At 71.5% G+C, this 15,207-nt stretch carries 15 protein-coding genes; 7 read left to right on the forward strand and 8 right to left on the reverse strand.

What is annotated here, in order from left to right; translation table 11 throughout:
• Positions 1-42: 42 nt before the first annotated feature.
• From FB559_RS23070 to FB559_RS23095, 6 genes are all read right to left on the reverse strand, one after another.
• The gene (locus FB559_RS23070) at positions 43-666 is read right to left on the reverse strand and encodes a glycosyltransferase family 2 protein (protein WP_141957567.1); all 624 of its coding nucleotides are present in this window, start codon (positions 664-666) and stop codon (positions 43-45) included.
• Positions 663-1,253, reverse strand: a complete 591-nt coding sequence (locus tag FB559_RS23075; RefSeq protein WP_221640141.1) for a class I SAM-dependent DNA methyltransferase — start codon at positions 1,251-1,253, stop codon at positions 663-665. Before FB559_RS23075 ends, FB559_RS23070 begins: the two co-directional genes overlap by 4 nt.
• Positions 1,250-1,927: a PIG-L deacetylase family protein gene (locus FB559_RS44785; protein ID WP_246121931.1), complete on the reverse strand. Its 678-nt coding sequence runs from the start codon at positions 1,925-1,927 to the stop codon at positions 1,250-1,252. The genes FB559_RS23075 and FB559_RS44785 overlap by 4 nt, the downstream gene beginning before the upstream one ends.
• The gene (locus tag FB559_RS23085; RefSeq protein WP_141957570.1) at positions 1,924-2,817 is read right to left on the reverse strand and encodes an acyl-CoA dehydrogenase; all 894 of its coding nucleotides are present in this window, start codon (positions 2,815-2,817) and stop codon (positions 1,924-1,926) included. Before FB559_RS23085 ends, FB559_RS44785 begins: the two co-directional genes overlap by 4 nt.
• 60 nt (positions 2,818-2,877) lie before the next feature.
• On the reverse strand, positions 2,878-3,753 hold the full coding sequence (locus FB559_RS23090; protein WP_141957571.1) for a sigma-70 family RNA polymerase sigma factor: 876 nt from the start codon (positions 3,751-3,753) through the stop codon (positions 2,878-2,880).
• A gap of 75 nt (positions 3,754-3,828) precedes the next feature.
• On the reverse strand, positions 3,829-4,335 hold the full coding sequence (locus tag FB559_RS23095) for a universal stress protein (protein WP_246121933.1): 507 nt from the start codon (positions 4,333-4,335) through the stop codon (positions 3,829-3,831).
• Between the two features lie 104 nt (positions 4,336-4,439).
• On the opposite strand from FB559_RS23095, the gene FB559_RS23100 reads away from it, so the two are divergent.
• Positions 4,440-4,841, forward strand: coding sequence for a nitroreductase family deazaflavin-dependent oxidoreductase (locus FB559_RS23100; RefSeq protein ID WP_141957572.1), 402 nt, complete (start codon positions 4,440-4,442; stop codon positions 4,839-4,841).
• A gap of 187 nt (positions 4,842-5,028) precedes the next feature.
• Positions 5,029-7,020 (forward strand): elongation factor G, encoded by a 1,992-nt coding sequence (locus FB559_RS23105; protein WP_141957573.1) that lies wholly within the window; start codon positions 5,029-5,031, stop codon positions 7,018-7,020.
• A 10-nt stretch (positions 7,021-7,030) separates the two neighbouring features.
• Here FB559_RS23105 and FB559_RS23110 read toward each other — a convergent pair whose 3' ends face one another.
• Entirely contained in the window at positions 7,031-9,727 is a 2,697-nt protein-coding gene (locus tag FB559_RS23110; protein ID WP_141957574.1) for a helix-turn-helix transcriptional regulator, read from the reverse strand.
• A 119-nt stretch (positions 9,728-9,846) separates the two neighbouring features.
• Between FB559_RS23110 and FB559_RS23115 the strand changes: the two genes are divergently transcribed.
• Positions 9,847-10,434 (forward strand): dihydrofolate reductase family protein, encoded by a 588-nt coding sequence (locus FB559_RS23115; RefSeq protein WP_141957575.1) that lies wholly within the window; start codon positions 9,847-9,849, stop codon positions 10,432-10,434.
• 73 nt (positions 10,435-10,507) lie between these two features.
• Here the strand turns inward: FB559_RS23115 and glgC are convergent, their stop codons facing one another.
• Positions 10,508-11,743, reverse strand: coding sequence for a glucose-1-phosphate adenylyltransferase (gene glgC, locus FB559_RS23120; protein ID WP_141957576.1), 1,236 nt, complete (start codon positions 11,741-11,743; stop codon positions 10,508-10,510).
• A 70-nt stretch (positions 11,744-11,813) separates the two neighbouring features.
• Between glgC and glgA the strand changes: the two genes are divergently transcribed.
• The 4 genes from glgA (at position 11,814) to FB559_RS23140 (ending at position 15,204) form a co-directional block, all read left to right on the forward strand.
• Positions 11,814-12,989 (forward strand): glycogen synthase, encoded by a 1,176-nt coding sequence (gene glgA, locus FB559_RS23125; protein ID WP_141957577.1) that lies wholly within the window; start codon positions 11,814-11,816, stop codon positions 12,987-12,989.
• A gap of 293 nt (positions 12,990-13,282) precedes the next feature.
• Entirely contained in the window at positions 13,283-13,642 is a 360-nt protein-coding gene (locus FB559_RS23130) for an SPW repeat domain-containing protein (RefSeq protein WP_141957578.1), read from the forward strand.
• 68 nt (positions 13,643-13,710) lie between these two features.
• Positions 13,711-14,334, forward strand: a complete 624-nt coding sequence (locus FB559_RS44790) for a TetR/AcrR family transcriptional regulator (protein WP_221640142.1) — start codon at positions 13,711-13,713, stop codon at positions 14,332-14,334.
• Between the two features lie 30 nt (positions 14,335-14,364).
• Complete coding sequence (locus tag FB559_RS23140; protein ID WP_141957579.1) at positions 14,365-15,204, forward strand: siderophore-interacting protein; 840 nt, start codon at positions 14,365-14,367, stop codon at positions 15,202-15,204.
• The last annotated feature ends 3 nt before the right edge of the window (positions 15,205-15,207 follow it).

Genomic DNA, 15,207 nt, shown 5'->3' on the forward strand with positions numbered 1-15,207 from the left:
CCCGCCCAACGTGGGCCCGTCCCGTAAGGGGCGGGCCCATGCTCAGTTCCCGAGCGTGGTGAGCAGGTGGCCGAAGCCGTACGGCGCCCGGTAGTGGGTGCGCGCCGAGGTGATCACGCTGACGCGCGGGGTGCGCAGCACGCGATGCCCGGTGCGCTCCATCGCGGTGACGAGCGCGCGGTCCTCTCCGGTGGAGACCGACGGGAAGCCGCCGGCCGCCACGTACGCGCGCGCGGTGAAGCCGAGGTTGGCGCCGTGCACGGGGGAGCGGTCGTTCGCGTAGTGGTGGGTGTACGCGGCGGGCCGCCGGGGCGGATGCCCCTTCCAGTCGGTGACCGTGACCGTGCCCGCCACGGCGTCCCATCCCCGCGCCGCGTACCGCAGGTGGGAGTCCAGCCAGCCGGGCGGGACCAACGTGTCGGCGTCGGTGGTGGCCACCCACGACGCTCCGCGCCGCAGCAGCTCGCGCACCCCCGCCGCACGCGCCGCCCCGACACTGCGGGCGGAGATCTCGAGGACGGTGGCGCCGTGGCGCCGGGCGACCTCGGCCGTACGGTCGGTGCAGGCGTCGGCGACGACGACGACCACGGCTCCGCCGAGGGTGGCCAGGCAGGCGGGCAGCAGTTCCTGTTCGTTGTGCGCGGGCACGACCACGCCTGCGATCACGTGAGGCCCTCGGCGGTGGCCACCGAGACCGGGGCACCGTTCACGTAGACCTCGGCGATGAAGTCGGCCTCCCGGTGTTCGGCGAGCCGGGACAGGCCGGTGCCCGCGAGGGCGGCGTGCACCTCGTCACCGGTCAGCGGGTAGTCCGCGACGGGATGCCGCCAGTGCACCGCAAGCAGGGTGCCGTCCGGCGCCAGCGACCCGGCGGCCAGCCGGAGCACACGGCTGAGGTCTTCTGGGCCCAGGTAGTACAGCACCTCGGAGAAGACGATCAGGTCGAAGGAACCCGGCGGCCAGTCGCCCGGGATCGCCGCCCGCTCCACCCGGGCGCCGGGGACACGTTCCCGCGCCTGCCGTACGGCCTCGGGAGAGACGTCCCAGGACAGCAGCCGGTCACAGCGGGGGGCCAGCAGCGCGGTCAGGACACCGATCGAGCAGCCCGGCTCGAACGCCTCCGTATAGCGGCGCCGTGGCAGCATCGCCAGGCTCAGCGCGTACTTGCGTTCCTCGTACCAGCGGCTCGTGAAGCCCCACGGGTCCTCGGACGAGGCGTAGACCTTCTCGAAGTACTCAGGGCCGAGCGTCAACGGAAGAGCACCTCCTGATCGCGTGCGAAGTGTGCGAGGACCCCGGGCGGCAGAATCGGTTCCGGTTCCTCGAACTGGCTGGTGAAACAGCCGATCGCCGCCTGCTTGCGTTCGGCGACGGCCGGCGGCAGCGGCACGCGTACGGCCCGGTCCCACGGCAGCCGCGGATCGCCGGGCCATGCCCAGTGCCAGGTCCAGATGGGGAACTGCCACACCGGGACACCGCATGCCGAGGCGGCACGCCCGACGGCCTCGTGGTCGGGGTGCACGTCCTTCTCCCACGGCGCCAGGCACGCGTCGAAGCCCTCGACGAGTCCGGGCAGCCGTCGCATGAGCTCGTCGTCACGTACGCCGCTGTCGGGCAGTCCGAGCCGTACGGTCTCGCAGGCACCGACGTGCGCCAGCGCGGCGGCCGACTCGGCGATCCGCCGCGCCGCGATCTCCTGTCCCGGATGGGACGCCTCGCCGTCGGTGACGGCGACCAGCCGCAGCCGTACGCCGCGGTCGGCGAGCAGGGCCATCAGACCGCCGACGCCGAGCACCTCGTCGTCGGGGTGGGCGGCGAGCACCACCACGCTGCGCCATCCCGACGGATCGAGCACCGGCAGCTCGCGCAACCCGTCCCAGGCCCGCCACTCGTCCTCGGCGGTGCCGGGCGCGTCGATCGGGTTCACCACGTCTCCCCGGTGACCAGTCCGCCCAGGGCCGCCAGATCGCGTTCGGCGTGGTGCTGGCGGATGTAGACCGTCAGGTCCGCGACCCTGCGGGAGTGCGCCTCGTCACGGGAGAGCGGCCCCGCGCCCAGCGCACGGCCCGTACGGTCCAGCACCTCGGCCGCGACCTCGGCGACCAGGGATCGTACCCGCAGCGCCCGCGCGGCCGCCCGCTGCTTGCGGTCGAGCGGGTCCTCGTCGATCTCGGCGGCCGCGCGCTCCAGCGCCTCGCGCGCGGACGTCAGCGCGATCTCCACCGCCCCCAGGTGTGCGAGCGCGTGGGGTTCGCCGGTGCCGAGCAGGGCCTGGGCGACCGCACGCGCGCCGCCGTACCAGACCGCCGCGACACCGATCCCGCCGTGGTGGAAGCCGGGGCGGCCCGTGTATCCCCCCGGCGGCCCGACCTCCTGGGCGTTCGCGTCGTCGAAGCGGACGTCGAGGCTGTCGCTGGCGGCCATCCCCGTCGCCGGCCACGTCCCCTCGACGGGCTCGCCGGGATCGACGGCGAACAACCGGTCGCCCGCCGTGACGAGTGCGCGCGTGCAGACACGAGCTCCCGAGCAGTACGGCTTCACTCCGCGGATCCGGTCGCCCGCGACCTCCAGGCCGGCCGGCTTGGCGGCCCACACGGCCCAGAGCTCACCGGCGGCGGGCTCGGGACCGTGCAGCTCGTCGAGGATCGCGAGCGCGTCGAAGTGACCCTCGCTCAGCCGCGCCAGGGACAGATCCTCCCCGGCCAGCCGGGCGAACACCGACCATCTCTCACGCGTCGAACCGCCGCCCGGCAGCGGCACGCTCAGCCCGCTGACCTCGGCGAATCGACGCTCAACCTGCTGTCGCCATGAACACATGGCGCCCTACTACCCCCGCTGCCGGGGTTCTAGCACCGCTGCTTCGCGTCCTGCGGCCGGTCAGTCGTGCGCGAAGACCAGGTCGAGCCGGTCGAGGCGTTCGGGGTCGGCGAGGATGTTGAGCTCGGTGATCCTGCCGTCGATGATCGTGAAGCCCATGACCGCGGCCGGCCGGCCACGAGGGGCCGTGACGAGACCGAACTCCCCGTTGACCATCGCGAGCCGGGCGAAGCGCGCGAGGCGCTCGAAGGAAAGTGCCTGCCGGGCCACGTTGCGGGCGCCGCGGATGATCGTCGTGACCGGCGAGGCACCGGCGTCGGAGCGCAGCATGATCTCGGGGTCGAGCAGCGCGACCAGTGCCTCGAAGTCTCCGCCGCGCGAGGCGGCGAGGAACGCCTCGACCACCTCGCGCTGGCGGACCAGGTCGGTCTCGGGGGCGGGCGCCGTACCCTTGACCCGGCGGCGTGCGCGGCTGGCGAGCTGCCGCGCCGCGGCCGGAGAACGCTCGACGATGGGAGCGATGTCCTCGAACGGCACGGCGAACATGTCGTGCAGCACGAACGCCAGCCGCTCGGCCGGCGTCAGCGTCTGCAACACCACCAGCAGTGCGAGGCCGACGGAGTCGGCCAGCAGTGCCTCGTGCTCGGGATCGGGCTCGCCGACGCTCACGACGGGGTCCGGTACGTGCACGTCAAGAGAGTCCTCACGCCGCGAGCCGCGTGAGCGCAGCATGTTCAGGCACACCCGGGCGACGATGGTCGTGAGCCATCCGCCGAGGTTCTCCACGCCGTCGGTGCCCGAGCGGCTGAGCCGCAGCCACGCCTCCTGTACGGCGTCGTCGGCCTCGCTCAGGGAGCCCAGCATGCGGTACGCCACGGCCCGCAGATGTGTTCTGTTCTCCTCGAACCGCTCGGCCAGCAGCAGGTCCTCGTCCATCACATTCCTCCGTCGTCGTCCGTCACAGTGATGACCGATGCGAGACGGCCGATGTGACGGCGCCGCCGGCCTCCCTCACGGCACCACGGTCACCGGCCATCGGCCGGAGCGGACGAGGCGGGAGGCGACCGAGCCGATGAGCCGGTGCCCGGCCTGCTCGGAGGCGCCCACCACGACCATGTCCGCGTGGATCTCGGTCGCCGCGTCGCGCAGCTCCACGAACGCGTCACCCCGGCGGACCGCGAAGGTGACGGGTACCTGGATCTCCGCGGCGCGTTCCTGGATCTGGGTGCGCAGGTCGGTGATCAGCTCGTCGAACAGCTGCTCCTGCGCGGCCGCGGCGGGACCGGGCGACATCCCCGCCCACAGCGACGGCGCGGCCACGTAGACGAGCACGAGCCGGGAGTGCTGGCGGCGGGCGAGCCCCGCGGCGTACGCACCGGCTCGCATGGCCGTCGGAGAGCCGTCCACCCCGGCAAGGATCACCAGCGGACCGTCGGTGCCCCGTTCGAAGACACCCGGTGACCACGCTGGACCGTACTCCTCGACCAACTGGAACGAACCGGTCTCGTCGGCGCTCACGAGGCCAGTATCGGCGATCACCTGCCGCGCGGGGAACGCAAGGGAAGGATCTTCACCGCTGAACGGTTGTAACGAGAAGATCCCAGACCAGTAGAGGTGATGACATGTTGTACGGTCGCGAGCACGTCGAGCGCTATCGGGAGACCGATGGTGCTGAGGGGCACGAGTGGCAGGGCACGGTGACGCTGCTTCTCACGACGACCGGCAGGAAGAGCGGTCAGCAGCACACGACCCCGCTGATCTACCAGCAGCACGGTGACGACTACCTGATCGTCGCCTCCAAGGGCGGAGCCGACGAGCCGCCCCAGTGGTTCCACAACATCGAGGCCGACCCCAACGTCGAGGTCCAGGTGCTGGGTGACCGGTTCAAGGCCCACGCTCGCAAGGCCTCGCCGGAGGAGAAGCCGGAGATGTGGAAGACCATGACGAAGACCTGGCCTCAGTACGACGAGTACCAGAAGAAGACCGACCGCGAGATTCCGGTCGTCGTGCTCGAACGCGTATAGCCGTTTCCCCGGCGCCGCTCGCCGGCGCCGGGCACGGACGCGTGGCGGGAGCTAATTCGGTTGCCTCGCAGGTGGGGTGCCTGTTGTAATTCCGGCGACGAGCGTCGAACCAGGGAGAAGCAAATGCGCGGAACGTTCATGTCCACACAGAAAGGGATATTCGCCTACGCGGAGGACATGACACGCAGTGCGCACGTTGAACCTGGGGATTTTGGCGCATGTAGACGCCGGTAAGACCAGCCTGACCGAGCGGCTGCTGTTCGCCGCCGGTGTCATCGACGAGATCGGCAGCGTCGATGACGGGAGTACCCAGACCGATTCTCTGGCGCTCGAACGGCAACGCGGCATCACGATCAAGTCCGCCGTCGTGTCGTTCGTGGTCGGCGACGTCACGGTCAACCTCATCGACACGCCCGGTCACCCGGACTTCATCGCCGAGGTCGAACGCGCGCTCGGCGTGCTCGACGGTGCCGTGCTGGTGATCTCCGCGGTCGAGGGCGTGCAGGCGCAGACCCGTGTCCTGATGCGTACGCTGCGGCGGCTGCGCATCCCCACGCTGATCTTCGTGAACAAGATCGACCGCGGTGGCGCCCGCTGTGACGCTGTACTCCGCGGCATCGCCGGGAGGCTGACGCCCGCGATCATCGCGATGGGTTCGGTGCGCGGCCTCGGCACCCACGGCGCGGCGTCCACGCCGTACGGCCCGGCCGACGCGGCGTTCACGACCGGGCTCGCCGACCTGCTCGCCGACCACGACGACGATCTCCTGGCCGCCTATGTGGACGACGGGACGGTCTCCTCCTCACGCCTGAGACGAGCGCTCGCGGCGCAGGTCGGGCGGGGTCTGGTGCATCCGGTGTATTTCGGATCGGCGATCACGGGCGCGGGCGTGGACGCGCTGACCGCCGGCATCGCGGAGCTGCTGCCCGCCGCCGAGGGCGACGCGTGCGCTCCCGTCTCGGGCACCGTCTTCAAGGTCGATCGCGGGCCGGCCGGGGAGAAGGTGGCTTATGTCCGCATGGTCACCGGGACCGTACGCGTACGGGAGCGATTGTGCTTCGGCACGGACGACGAGGCCAAGGTCACCGCGATCGACGTCTTCGACCGCGGCTCGGTCGTCCGGCGCCCGTCCGTCGAGGCGGGACGGATCGGGATGCTCTGGGGACTCGCCGACGTACGGATCGGCGACACGATCGGGGCGTCGCCCGCCGCCGAGGCGGACCACCATTTCGCGCCGCCCACTCTGGAGACGGTCGTCGTCCCCCGCGACATGGCCGACAAGGGCAGGCTGCACGCCGCACTGGCCCGGCTCGCCGAGCAGGATCCGCTGATCGACCTGCGGCAGGACGACATCCGCCAGGAGATCTCCGTCTCGCTCTACGGTGAGGTGCAGAAGGAGGTCATCCAGGCGACGCTGGCGAACGATTTCGGCGTCGATGCCGGATTCCGCGAGACGACGACCATCTGCGTCGAACGGCCGAACGGCTCCGGTGCGGCCTTCGAGGTGATCGACAAGGATCCCAACCCGTTTCTCGCCACGGTCGGGCTGCGCGTCGACCGGGCCGCCATCGGATCCGGTGTGCGGTTCCGGCTGGAAGCGGAGCTCGGGTCGCTGCCGTACTCCTTCGTCAAGGCGGTCGAGGAGACCGTCCACGAGACGCTCCGGCAGGGAGTCCACGGCTGGCAGGTCACCGACTGCACCGTCACCATGACGCACTCGGGATACTGGCCGCGGCAGAGCCACTCCCATGGCACCTTCGACGGCAGCATGTCGAGCACCGCCGGTGACTTCCGCAACCTGACGCCCCTGGTCCTGATGGACGCGCTGCGGCGGGCGGGCACCACGGTGTACGAGCCGCTGCAGCGGTTCCGTCTGGAGATCCCCGGCGACACGTACGGCGCGTTGGTGCCGGTGCTGCTCGGGCTGCGCGCCGTGCCGCGCACCACGGAGGTCGGCGGGTCGGTGTGCGTGGTGGAGGGGGAGATCCCGGCCGCGCGCGTCCACGACCTGGAGCGGAGGCTGCCGGCACTGACCCGCGGCGAGGGCCTGCTGGAGTGCGATTTCGACCGGTACGAGCCGGTGCGCGGCGTGGTTCCGTGCCGGCCGCGCACCGACCACAATCCGCTCGATCGCAAGGAGTACCTGCTGCGCGTCGAGCGGCGCGTCACCGGCGCCTGAGCCGGTACGGTCAGCGGTCCGCGAGGTGCGGACCGGCCATGGAGGCCAGCTCGGTCCGGTTGGTGACGCCGAGCTTGGCGTAGACGTGGGAGAGATGCGTCTTGACCGTGCTGCGGCTCATGAACAGCCGCGCCCCGATGTCCGGATTGCTGAGTCCTTCGGCGGCCAGGCGCACGACATTCTGCTCGGTCGGGGTGAGGCTCGCCCACCCGCTCGACGGCCGGGCCCGCCTGCCACGGGCACGGCGCGCGTAGTCGACCGCCTCGCGCAGGCCGAGCGTACGGCCCTCTGCCCACGCGTCGTCGTACGCCGTGGTTCCCGCCCTCTCGCGCGATGAGGCGTCCGCGCCGGCCCGCGGACGGCCCATCTCCTCGCGGGCCCGGTCGCAGGCGCCGAGCAGCCGTGCCGCCTCGGTGTACGCATCGGACCGTGCGGCGAGTGCCGCCAGGGCCTCCAGCCCGTCGACGCAGGAGAACCACAGGCCGTGGCCGGCACGCAGGGCCAGTGCCTCATGGTGCAGGCCCTCGGCGCGTACGGGATCCGCCGATGCCACGAGGAGGGCACTCTGCTCGAGCGCGTCCGCCACCACCCGTGGCATCCCGATCCTCCGGGCCGCGGCCAGCGCCCGCTCGCACGCGGCGGTCGCCCGCTCCGGCTCGCCGGTGGCCCGCAGCGCCGCGGCGAGCCCGGTCAGCGTCTGGGGCGCCAGGTACGTCATGACGTCACCGTCGAGCCAGTTCGTCTCGCGTTCGAACCAGGTGACCGCCTCGCCGGGCCGGCCCGACCGTACGAGCAGCTCGCCCATGGCACGCCCCAGCCCGGGGACGAACGGCGGCGATTCGGCGCCCTCCACCAGCCGGATCATCGGGCCCAGGGCCGCACGCGCGTCATCGAGCCGGCCCGCGGCCAGCTCCACGGTGGCCAGCACGCTTCCGGCCGACCCGACGCGGTGGTGGTCGGCGAGCGGCCTGGCCGTACGCACGGCGTCGAGGGCGAGTTCGCGGGCGCCGGCGACGTCGCCGGTGTACAGCGCGCTGCACGCCATGAACCCGATCGCCGTCGAGGCGACACCGCGGTCGGCCCGCCGCACGAGCCCCTCGACGGCGGCCCCCAGGAGGGCGGCGGCGTCCCCGTGCTCGTCGCGCATGTGCAGGATGATCCCCATCAGCGCGGTGGCACCGTCGGCCACGAAGCCGTCGCCGATCTCCCGCGCCTGCTCGCGCGCCGCCTCGGCCAGCGACCAGGCGGTCTCGAAGTCCAGGTAGAACACCCCGACCGCGCTGAGGAGACGGGCGAGGCACGCGCTGGACACGTCGCCGACCTCGGTGGCGATCTCGAGCGCGGCCTGCGACGCGTCGTACTCCAGCCCGACGGGATGGGTGGTGTCGGCGATGAGCGCCAGCCCGGTCAGCAACCGGGCCTGCAGCTCCGTACGGTCGTCCGCCCCACGGGCGATGGCACGGTGGAACAGGGCGAGCCCCTCGTGGCCGCGCCCGTTCAGGTGCCACAGCCAGGGCAGGCCCGCCGCGAGCCGGCGGCCGTACTCGGGGTCCTCGGCCGCCAGGCCCCACTCGACGGCGGCACGGAGGTTCTCGCGCTCGGCGCCGATCCCGGCGCGCCAGGCGTCCTTGTCCCGCGTCAGCAGCGGCGCGGCCTCCTCGGTGAGGGCGAGGTACGTCGCGAGGTGCCGGTCGCGGACCTGGTCCGGCTCGCCGGAGGCGTCGAGCCGGGCCACGGCGTACGCCCGGATCGTCTCCAGCATCCGGTAACGCGCCGTGCTGCCCTGGGTGTCCGCGACGACGAGTGACTTGTCGACCAGACGGCGCAGCCCGGCCGGTACCGCGGCCCGGTCGAGGCCGCCGAACGCGCACACGCCGCGTACCGCCTCCAGGGTCGCTCCGTCATGGAAGACCCCCAGCCGGCGGAACAGGACGCGGTCGGCCTCCTCCAGCAGGTCATGGCTCCAGGCCATCGACGCGGCGAGGGTCTGGTGGCGCGCCGCCACCCCGCGCGGGCCCTGGACGAGCAGCGAGAACCGGTCGTCCAGTCCCTGCAGGATCTCCTGGGCGGACAGCGTGCCGGACCACGCGGCGGCGAGCTCGATCGCCAGCGGGATGCCGTCCAGCCGGGCGCATGCCGTACGGACGGCGGCGCGTGCCTGGTCGGACGCGGGGGAGTGCTCCGCCCGTTCGTGGAAGAGGGCGATCGCGTCCTGGCCGCTGAGCGGCGGCACGCGCCACACGACCTCGCCCGCGACACCCAGAGGTTCACGGCTCGTCGCCAGCACCGTCACTCCCGGACAGGTGCGTACGAGCTCGACCACCAGCTCCGCCGCCGCGGCGACGACATGCTCGCAGTTGTCCAGGCACAGGAGCATCCGGCGGTCCCCGAGCTGGCGTGCGAGCGAGGAGGCCGCGCCCTGGTCCGTGGCCAGGAGGACGCCGGCCGCGCTCGCCAGCAGCTCGGGTACGACCAGCGGGTCGGCGGTGCCGGTCAGGTCGGCCCACCAGACCCCGTCGGGCCGGTGCGCGGCCGCCCGCCTGGCGGCCTCGGCCGCCAGCCGGGTCTTGCCGCAGCCACCCGGGCCGACGACGGTGACCAGCCGCGCGTCGCGCAGCGCGCCGGCGATCGCGTCGAGCTCCGCCTCGCGGCCGATGAAGCTGGTCAGCGGCGCCGGGAGATTGTGGTGAGCCTGATCGGAGGACATCGCGGCTCAGTCTGCCAGCAAGGGGTCGGCCAGGGGCGAAGCCGACATCGGCCGGCTGGCCGATGTTCCGCGGCGCCGCAGGCCCGAGTCTGGGGGCAACGACGAAAAAGGAGATCGAAATGAACAAGGTCATCGCCAACATGTCGATGTCGCTGGACGGATTCATCGCCGACACCGCCGACGGGATCGACCAGCTGTTCGGCTGGATGGGCAGCGGGGACGTCGAGGTCCCCACCGCGGTGGACTGGGCGACGTTCCGGGTGTCGCCGGCCAGCGCGGACTACATGAGTGAGGCCATGGCCGGAGTGGGCGCGCTGATCGCCGGCCGTCACCTGTTCGACATCACGCAGGGCTGGGGCGGCACGCACCCGCTGGGCGTCCCGATCATCGTGGTCACCCACGAGCCGCCCGCCGACTGGCCGCACACCGAGACCTTCACCTTCGCCGACTCGGTGGAGACCGCGGTGGAACTCGCCAGGAAGGCCGCCGGTGACAAGAACGTCGTGGTCGCCAGCTCGAAGATCGCCCAGCAGTGCCTGGACGCCGGTCTGCTCGACGCCATCAACGTCGACCTCGTACCGGTCCTGCTCGGCACCGGGATCCGCTGGTTCGAGAACCTCGCGAAGGCGCCGGTCCGGCTGGAGGGCCCGGCCGTCGTCGAGGGCAACGGGGTGACCCACCTGGCGTACACGGTCCACAAGGCCTGAGGCCGTCCCCCGTACCGGCTGCCGCCGCCGGTGCCCGGAAGGCCTGGCCGCGTCCCGCGTCCGGGCCTTCCGATCAGCCCTCGATGATCTGGTTCTTCTCGATCACCCGGACGCCGGTCGGGGTGATCGTGAAGCGTTCCCGGTCCTGCTCGAGGTCGACGCCGATCCGGGCGCCGTCGGGGACCACGACGTTCTTGTCGATGATCGCGTGTCGGACGACGGCGCCGTGCCCGATGCGTACGCCGTCCATGAGGACCGAGTCGCAGACCGCGGCGCCGGAGTCCAGGTGGACGCCGGGGGACAGGATGGAGCGCTCGGCGGTGCCCCCGGACAGGATCGCGCCGGGGGAGACCATCGAGTCGGTCGCGTACCCGCGCCGCCCTTCCTCGTTGAAGACGAACTTGGCCGGCGGCAGCGGGTCGTGCCCCGTGTAGATCGGCCACTGCCGGTTGTAGAGGTTGAAGATCGGGTGCACGGAGATGAGGTCCATGTGCGCCTCGTAGAAGGCGTCCAGCGTGCCGACGTCGCGCCAGTAGCCGCGGTCGCGGTCGGTGGAGCCGGGCACCAGGTTGTCGGCGAAGTCGTAGACGTTCGCCTTTCCGGCGCTGACCAGCTTGGGGATGATGTCCCCGCCGACGTCGTGCCGGCTCGACGTGTCGGCCGCGTCCTGTCTCACGATGTCGACGAGCACGCGGCGGTCGAAGACGTAGTTGCCCATCGACGCGTAGATCTGGTCGGGCGCGTCCGGCAGCCCCGCCGCGTCTTTCGGCTTCTCGCGGAACGCCGAGACGCTGATGCCGTCCGGGCCTGTCTCGATGACACCGAACTGGTCGGCGAGGGCCAGGGGCTGGCGGATCGCCGCGATGGTGACGCCGGCGCCGGACTGCACGTGCTGGTCGACCATCTGCCGCGGGTCCATGCGGTAGATGTGGTCCGCGCCGAAGACCACGACGTGGTCGGGGCCCTCGTCCTCGATCAGATTGAGGTTCTGCAGGATGGCGTCGGCCGAGCCGGCGAACCAGTGCGGGCCCAGGCGCTGCTGGGCCGGAACGGGCGTGACGTAGTTGCCGAGCAGCGTCGACATGCGCCACGTACGGGAGACGTGGCGGTCGAGGCTGTGGCTCTTGTACTGCGTCAGCACCACGATCTTGAGGTAGCCGGCGTTGGCGAGATTGGAGAGCACGAAGTCGATGAGCCGGTACATGCCACCGAAGGGCACGGCCGGTTTGGCGCGGTCGGCCGTGAGCGGCAGGAGTCGCTTGCCCTCGCCACCGGCCAGCACCATCGACAGGACCTGAGGCGTCGCCATGACGTGACGATAGCCGCTAGAGTGACCCCAGGAACAGACGAAACGGGATGTTTCGCTCTACGCTACGAACATGCGCGTTGATCTGCTCAGCCGTGAGTACCCACCCGAGGTCTACGGCGGGGCGGGGGTCCACGTGGAGTACCTCGCCCGCGAGCTGCGCGCGATCTGCGACGTCCGCGTACACGCCTTCGGCGCCGAGCGGGGCGAGCCGGGCGTGGCCGGCTACCGCGTACCCGGCGGCCTGGAGACGGCGAACGCCGCGCTGCAGGTGCTGGGCGTCGACCTGGAGATGGCCGCCGCGTGCGCGGGGGCGGACCTCGTGCACAGCCACACCTGGTACGCCAACCTGGCCGGGCACGTCGCCAAACTGCTGCACGGCATCCCGCACGTGGTCACGACGCACAGTCTCGAGCCGCTGCGGCCGTGGAAGGCCGAACAGCTGGGCGGCGGCTACGCCATCTCCTCCTGGGCCGAGCGCACCGCGATCCTGGCGGCCGACGCCGTCGTCTCCGTGTCCGAGGGCATGCGCCGCGACGTGCTCGCCTGCTATCCCGAGGTCGACCCGTCACGCGTGACGGTCCTGCACAACGGGATCGACACGGTGGAGTACGCGCCCGACCACGGCACCGACGTGCTCACCCGCTTCGGCGTCGACCCGGACCGCCCGTCCGTGGTGTTCGTGGGGCGGATCACGCGTCAGAAGGGGCTGCCCTATCTCCTGCGGGCGGCTCGGTCGTTCGACCCCGCGGTGCAGCTCGTGCTGTGCGCCGGGGCGCCGGACACGCCGGAGATCGCCGCCGAGGTCAAGGAACTGGTCGACGGGCTGCGGCGCGAACGCGACGGCGTCATCTGGATCGCGCAGATGCTGCCGCGCCCCGAGGTCGTCCAGCTGCTGAGCCATGCGGCCGTCTTCGTGTGCCCGTCGATCTACGAGCCGATGGGAATCGTCAACCTGGAGGCGATGGCCTGCGAGGCCCCGGTCGTGGCGACGGCCACCGGAGGCATCCCCGAGGTGGTCGCGGACGGCGAGACGGGCCTGCTGGTGCCGGTGGAGCAGCTCGCCGACGGCACCCCGGTCGATCCTGGCCGTTTCGTCGCCGACCTGGCCGAACGGATCACCGCCCTGATCGCCGACCCGTCCCGAGCGACCACGATGGGCCTAGCCGGGCGGCAGCGTACGGTCGACCACTTCTCCTGGCCACGAATCGCCGCCCGCACCCGCGACCTGTACGGGAGCCTCCTCTGAACCAAGCCGCCCCCGTGGTGGTCCCCGCCCGTGGTGGTCCCCGCCCGTGGTGGTCCCCGCCCGCCCTGGGGGCGCCAGCCCACTCCTATCCTTCTGGCCTGCGTATTTCCGTGGCAAGAGGGCGCTGAGGCTGTGGAAAACCTGGCTGGCCTAGCGTGCACCGGCACGTGAGTCGATCCTCTTCCCCTGTGACACACGTCACCCACTCCTTTGCGGAATTGATTGACCGGGCGACCAGTTACAACCAAATGATTGACCGTCCGGCCAGTCAAGTGAGATGGAGGTGGGCATTCATGAAAGCCTGGACTCGATGGCAGGACTGGGTGGCGTTGGTCGCTGGGCTGTACGCGGCCCTATCCCCGATCTGGGTCAGCACCACGCACGAAGGCGGCGCCGTCGCCTCGCTGATCATTCTCGGCGTGCTCCTCGTGGTCATGAGCCTCGCCTCCCTCGCCCGGCCGGCCCTCAGCGCGGCTCCCTACCTGGCCGCTCTCTGGGGCGTGCTCCTCTTCGTCGCCCCCTGGGTGATCTCCTACACCGGCCTCAGCGGCGCGGCGTGGACCTCCTGGATCGTCGGCGTCGTCGCCGTGCTGGCGGGCCTCAGTGTCAGCCTCACCGGCGACCTGGTGCATCGCCGGGCCATCCCGCACTGACGAACCGTAGGCTGACGAGGGGCCGGGCAGGCAGCCCGGCCCCTCGGCGCGTCGCGAAAGAGGGATCCATGCCTGGCACCTCACGTGTTCGGTCGGCGGAGGACAGCCGGGCCCGCATCCTCGACGCCGCGCAGGCCCTCTTCGCCGAGGAGGGGTACGACGCCACCCCCACGTCGCGGATCGCCGAGCGCGCCGGCGTCTACAAGGGCCTCGTCTTCCACTACTTCTCCCGGAAGATCGACATCCTGCTGGCCCTGGTCGAACGCGTCCCCGTCGATGAGATCGCGTCCCTGGAGGCCGAGGTCGTCCCCGGCGACGTCGCCGCGACCCTCATGAACGTCGCCGCGGACTTCGACGTCTGGTACTCCCGGTCCTCCGGTTCCCGCCTCATCCTGTTCCGCGAGGCGGCCACGCATCCGGAGGTCAGCGGCGCCCTGGCCGAGATGAACTCCCGGCTCATCGGCCTGATCCGCCAGGCCGTCGACGGCGCCCTCGACGACCCCGCCGTACCCGAGCGGCGCCGTACGGCCGCCGCGACGACGTTCGCGGCGGCCCTGCTCAACCACGCGTACTGGCGCGACGTCGGACTGCCCACGTTCGAGCTCCCCGAGATCGCCGACCTCCTCGGCGCGGGTCTCGGCGCGGCCGTTCAGCCGGACGCTGGACGACAATCACTCACCGGTAAGGGTTAGGTTTACCTAAGTACCCCTGAGGAGTGATCAATGGCGAACGAAAAGCCTCGCAAGAAGAGGAAAGTGACCCGGGCGCAGGTTCTGCGAGTTCAGTGGATCACCCCGCACATGATCCGCGTGGTGATCGGCGGTGAGGGTCTGGCCGGCTTCGGCGCCGGTGACTTCACCGACCACTACGTCAAGCTGCTGTTCCGGGTACCGGGTGTCACTTATCCGGACCCGTTCGACATGGACGTCGTCCACCGTGACCTGCCACGCGAGCACTGGCCGCGACAGCGCTCCTACACCGTGCGCACCTGGGACCCGCACGCGCTCGAGATGAGCATCGACTTCGTCTACCACGGCGACGAGGGGCTGGCCGGACCGTGGGCCGCGGGCTCCCAGCCGGGCGACGAGGTGCTGTTCATGGGCCCCGGCGGTGCGTACGCACCCAGTGAGAACGCGGACTGGCACCTGTTCGTCGGGGACGAGAGCGCGCTGCCGGCCATCGCGGCATCGCTGGAGGCCCTCCCGGAGGGTGCCCCGGCCCGCGTCTTCGTCGAGGTATCGGGACCGGGCGAGGAGCAGGAGCTCATCACCGCCGGCGACGCGAAGCTCGTCTGGCTGCACCGCGGAGAGGCCCCGGCCGGCGAGGCGCTGGTCGAGGCCGTACAGGAGCTGGAGTTCCCGTCCGGGACCGTGCACGCCTTCGTCCACGGCGAGGCGGGCTTCGTCAAGCGCCTGCGCCGCCACCTGCGGGTTGAGCGCGGCATCCCGCTGGAGCAGCTGTCCATCTCCGGCTACTGGCGCCTCGGCGCCGACGACGAGGGCTGGCGCGCAAGCAAGGCCGAGTGGAACCGCGAGGTCGAGGCCGCCGAGGCCACCGCGTGACCC

Origin of the sequence: Actinoallomurus bryophytorum, from assembly GCF_006716425.1 — a bacterium.
GTDB classification, from domain to species: domain Bacteria; phylum Actinomycetota; class Actinomycetes; order Streptosporangiales; family Streptosporangiaceae; genus Actinoallomurus; species Actinoallomurus bryophytorum.

Excerpts from the sequence above, each read along its gene's own strand:
- FB559_RS23115 (WP_141957575.1), top strand. The coding sequence starts at position 9,847 with ATGAACAAGGTCATCGCCAACATGTCGATGTCGCTGGACGGATTCATC.
- FB559_RS23085 (WP_141957570.1), bottom strand. The coding sequence starts at position 2,817 with ATGTGTTCATGGCGACAGCAGGTTGAGCGTCGATTCGCCGAGGTCAGC.
- FB559_RS23140 (WP_141957579.1), top strand. The coding sequence starts at position 14,365 with ATGGCGAACGAAAAGCCTCGCAAGAAGAGGAAAGTGACCCGGGCGCAG.
- FB559_RS23100 (WP_141957572.1), top strand. The coding sequence starts at position 4,440 with ATGTTGTACGGTCGCGAGCACGTCGAGCGCTATCGGGAGACCGATGGT.
- FB559_RS23110 (WP_141957574.1), bottom strand. The coding sequence starts at position 9,727 with ATGTCCTCCGATCAGGCTCACCACAATCTCCCGGCGCCGCTGACCAGC.
- glgA (WP_141957577.1), top strand. The coding sequence starts at position 11,814 with ATGCGCGTTGATCTGCTCAGCCGTGAGTACCCACCCGAGGTCTACGGC.
- FB559_RS23090 (WP_141957571.1), bottom strand. The coding sequence starts at position 3,753 with ATGGACGAGGACCTGCTGCTGGCCGAGCGGTTCGAGGAGAACAGAACA.
- FB559_RS23130 (WP_141957578.1), top strand. The coding sequence starts at position 13,283 with ATGAAAGCCTGGACTCGATGGCAGGACTGGGTGGCGTTGGTCGCTGGG.
- FB559_RS44790 (WP_221640142.1), top strand. The coding sequence starts at position 13,711 with ATGCCTGGCACCTCACGTGTTCGGTCGGCGGAGGACAGCCGGGCCCGC.
- glgC (WP_141957576.1), bottom strand. The coding sequence starts at position 11,743 with ATGGCGACGCCTCAGGTCCTGTCGATGGTGCTGGCCGGTGGCGAGGGC.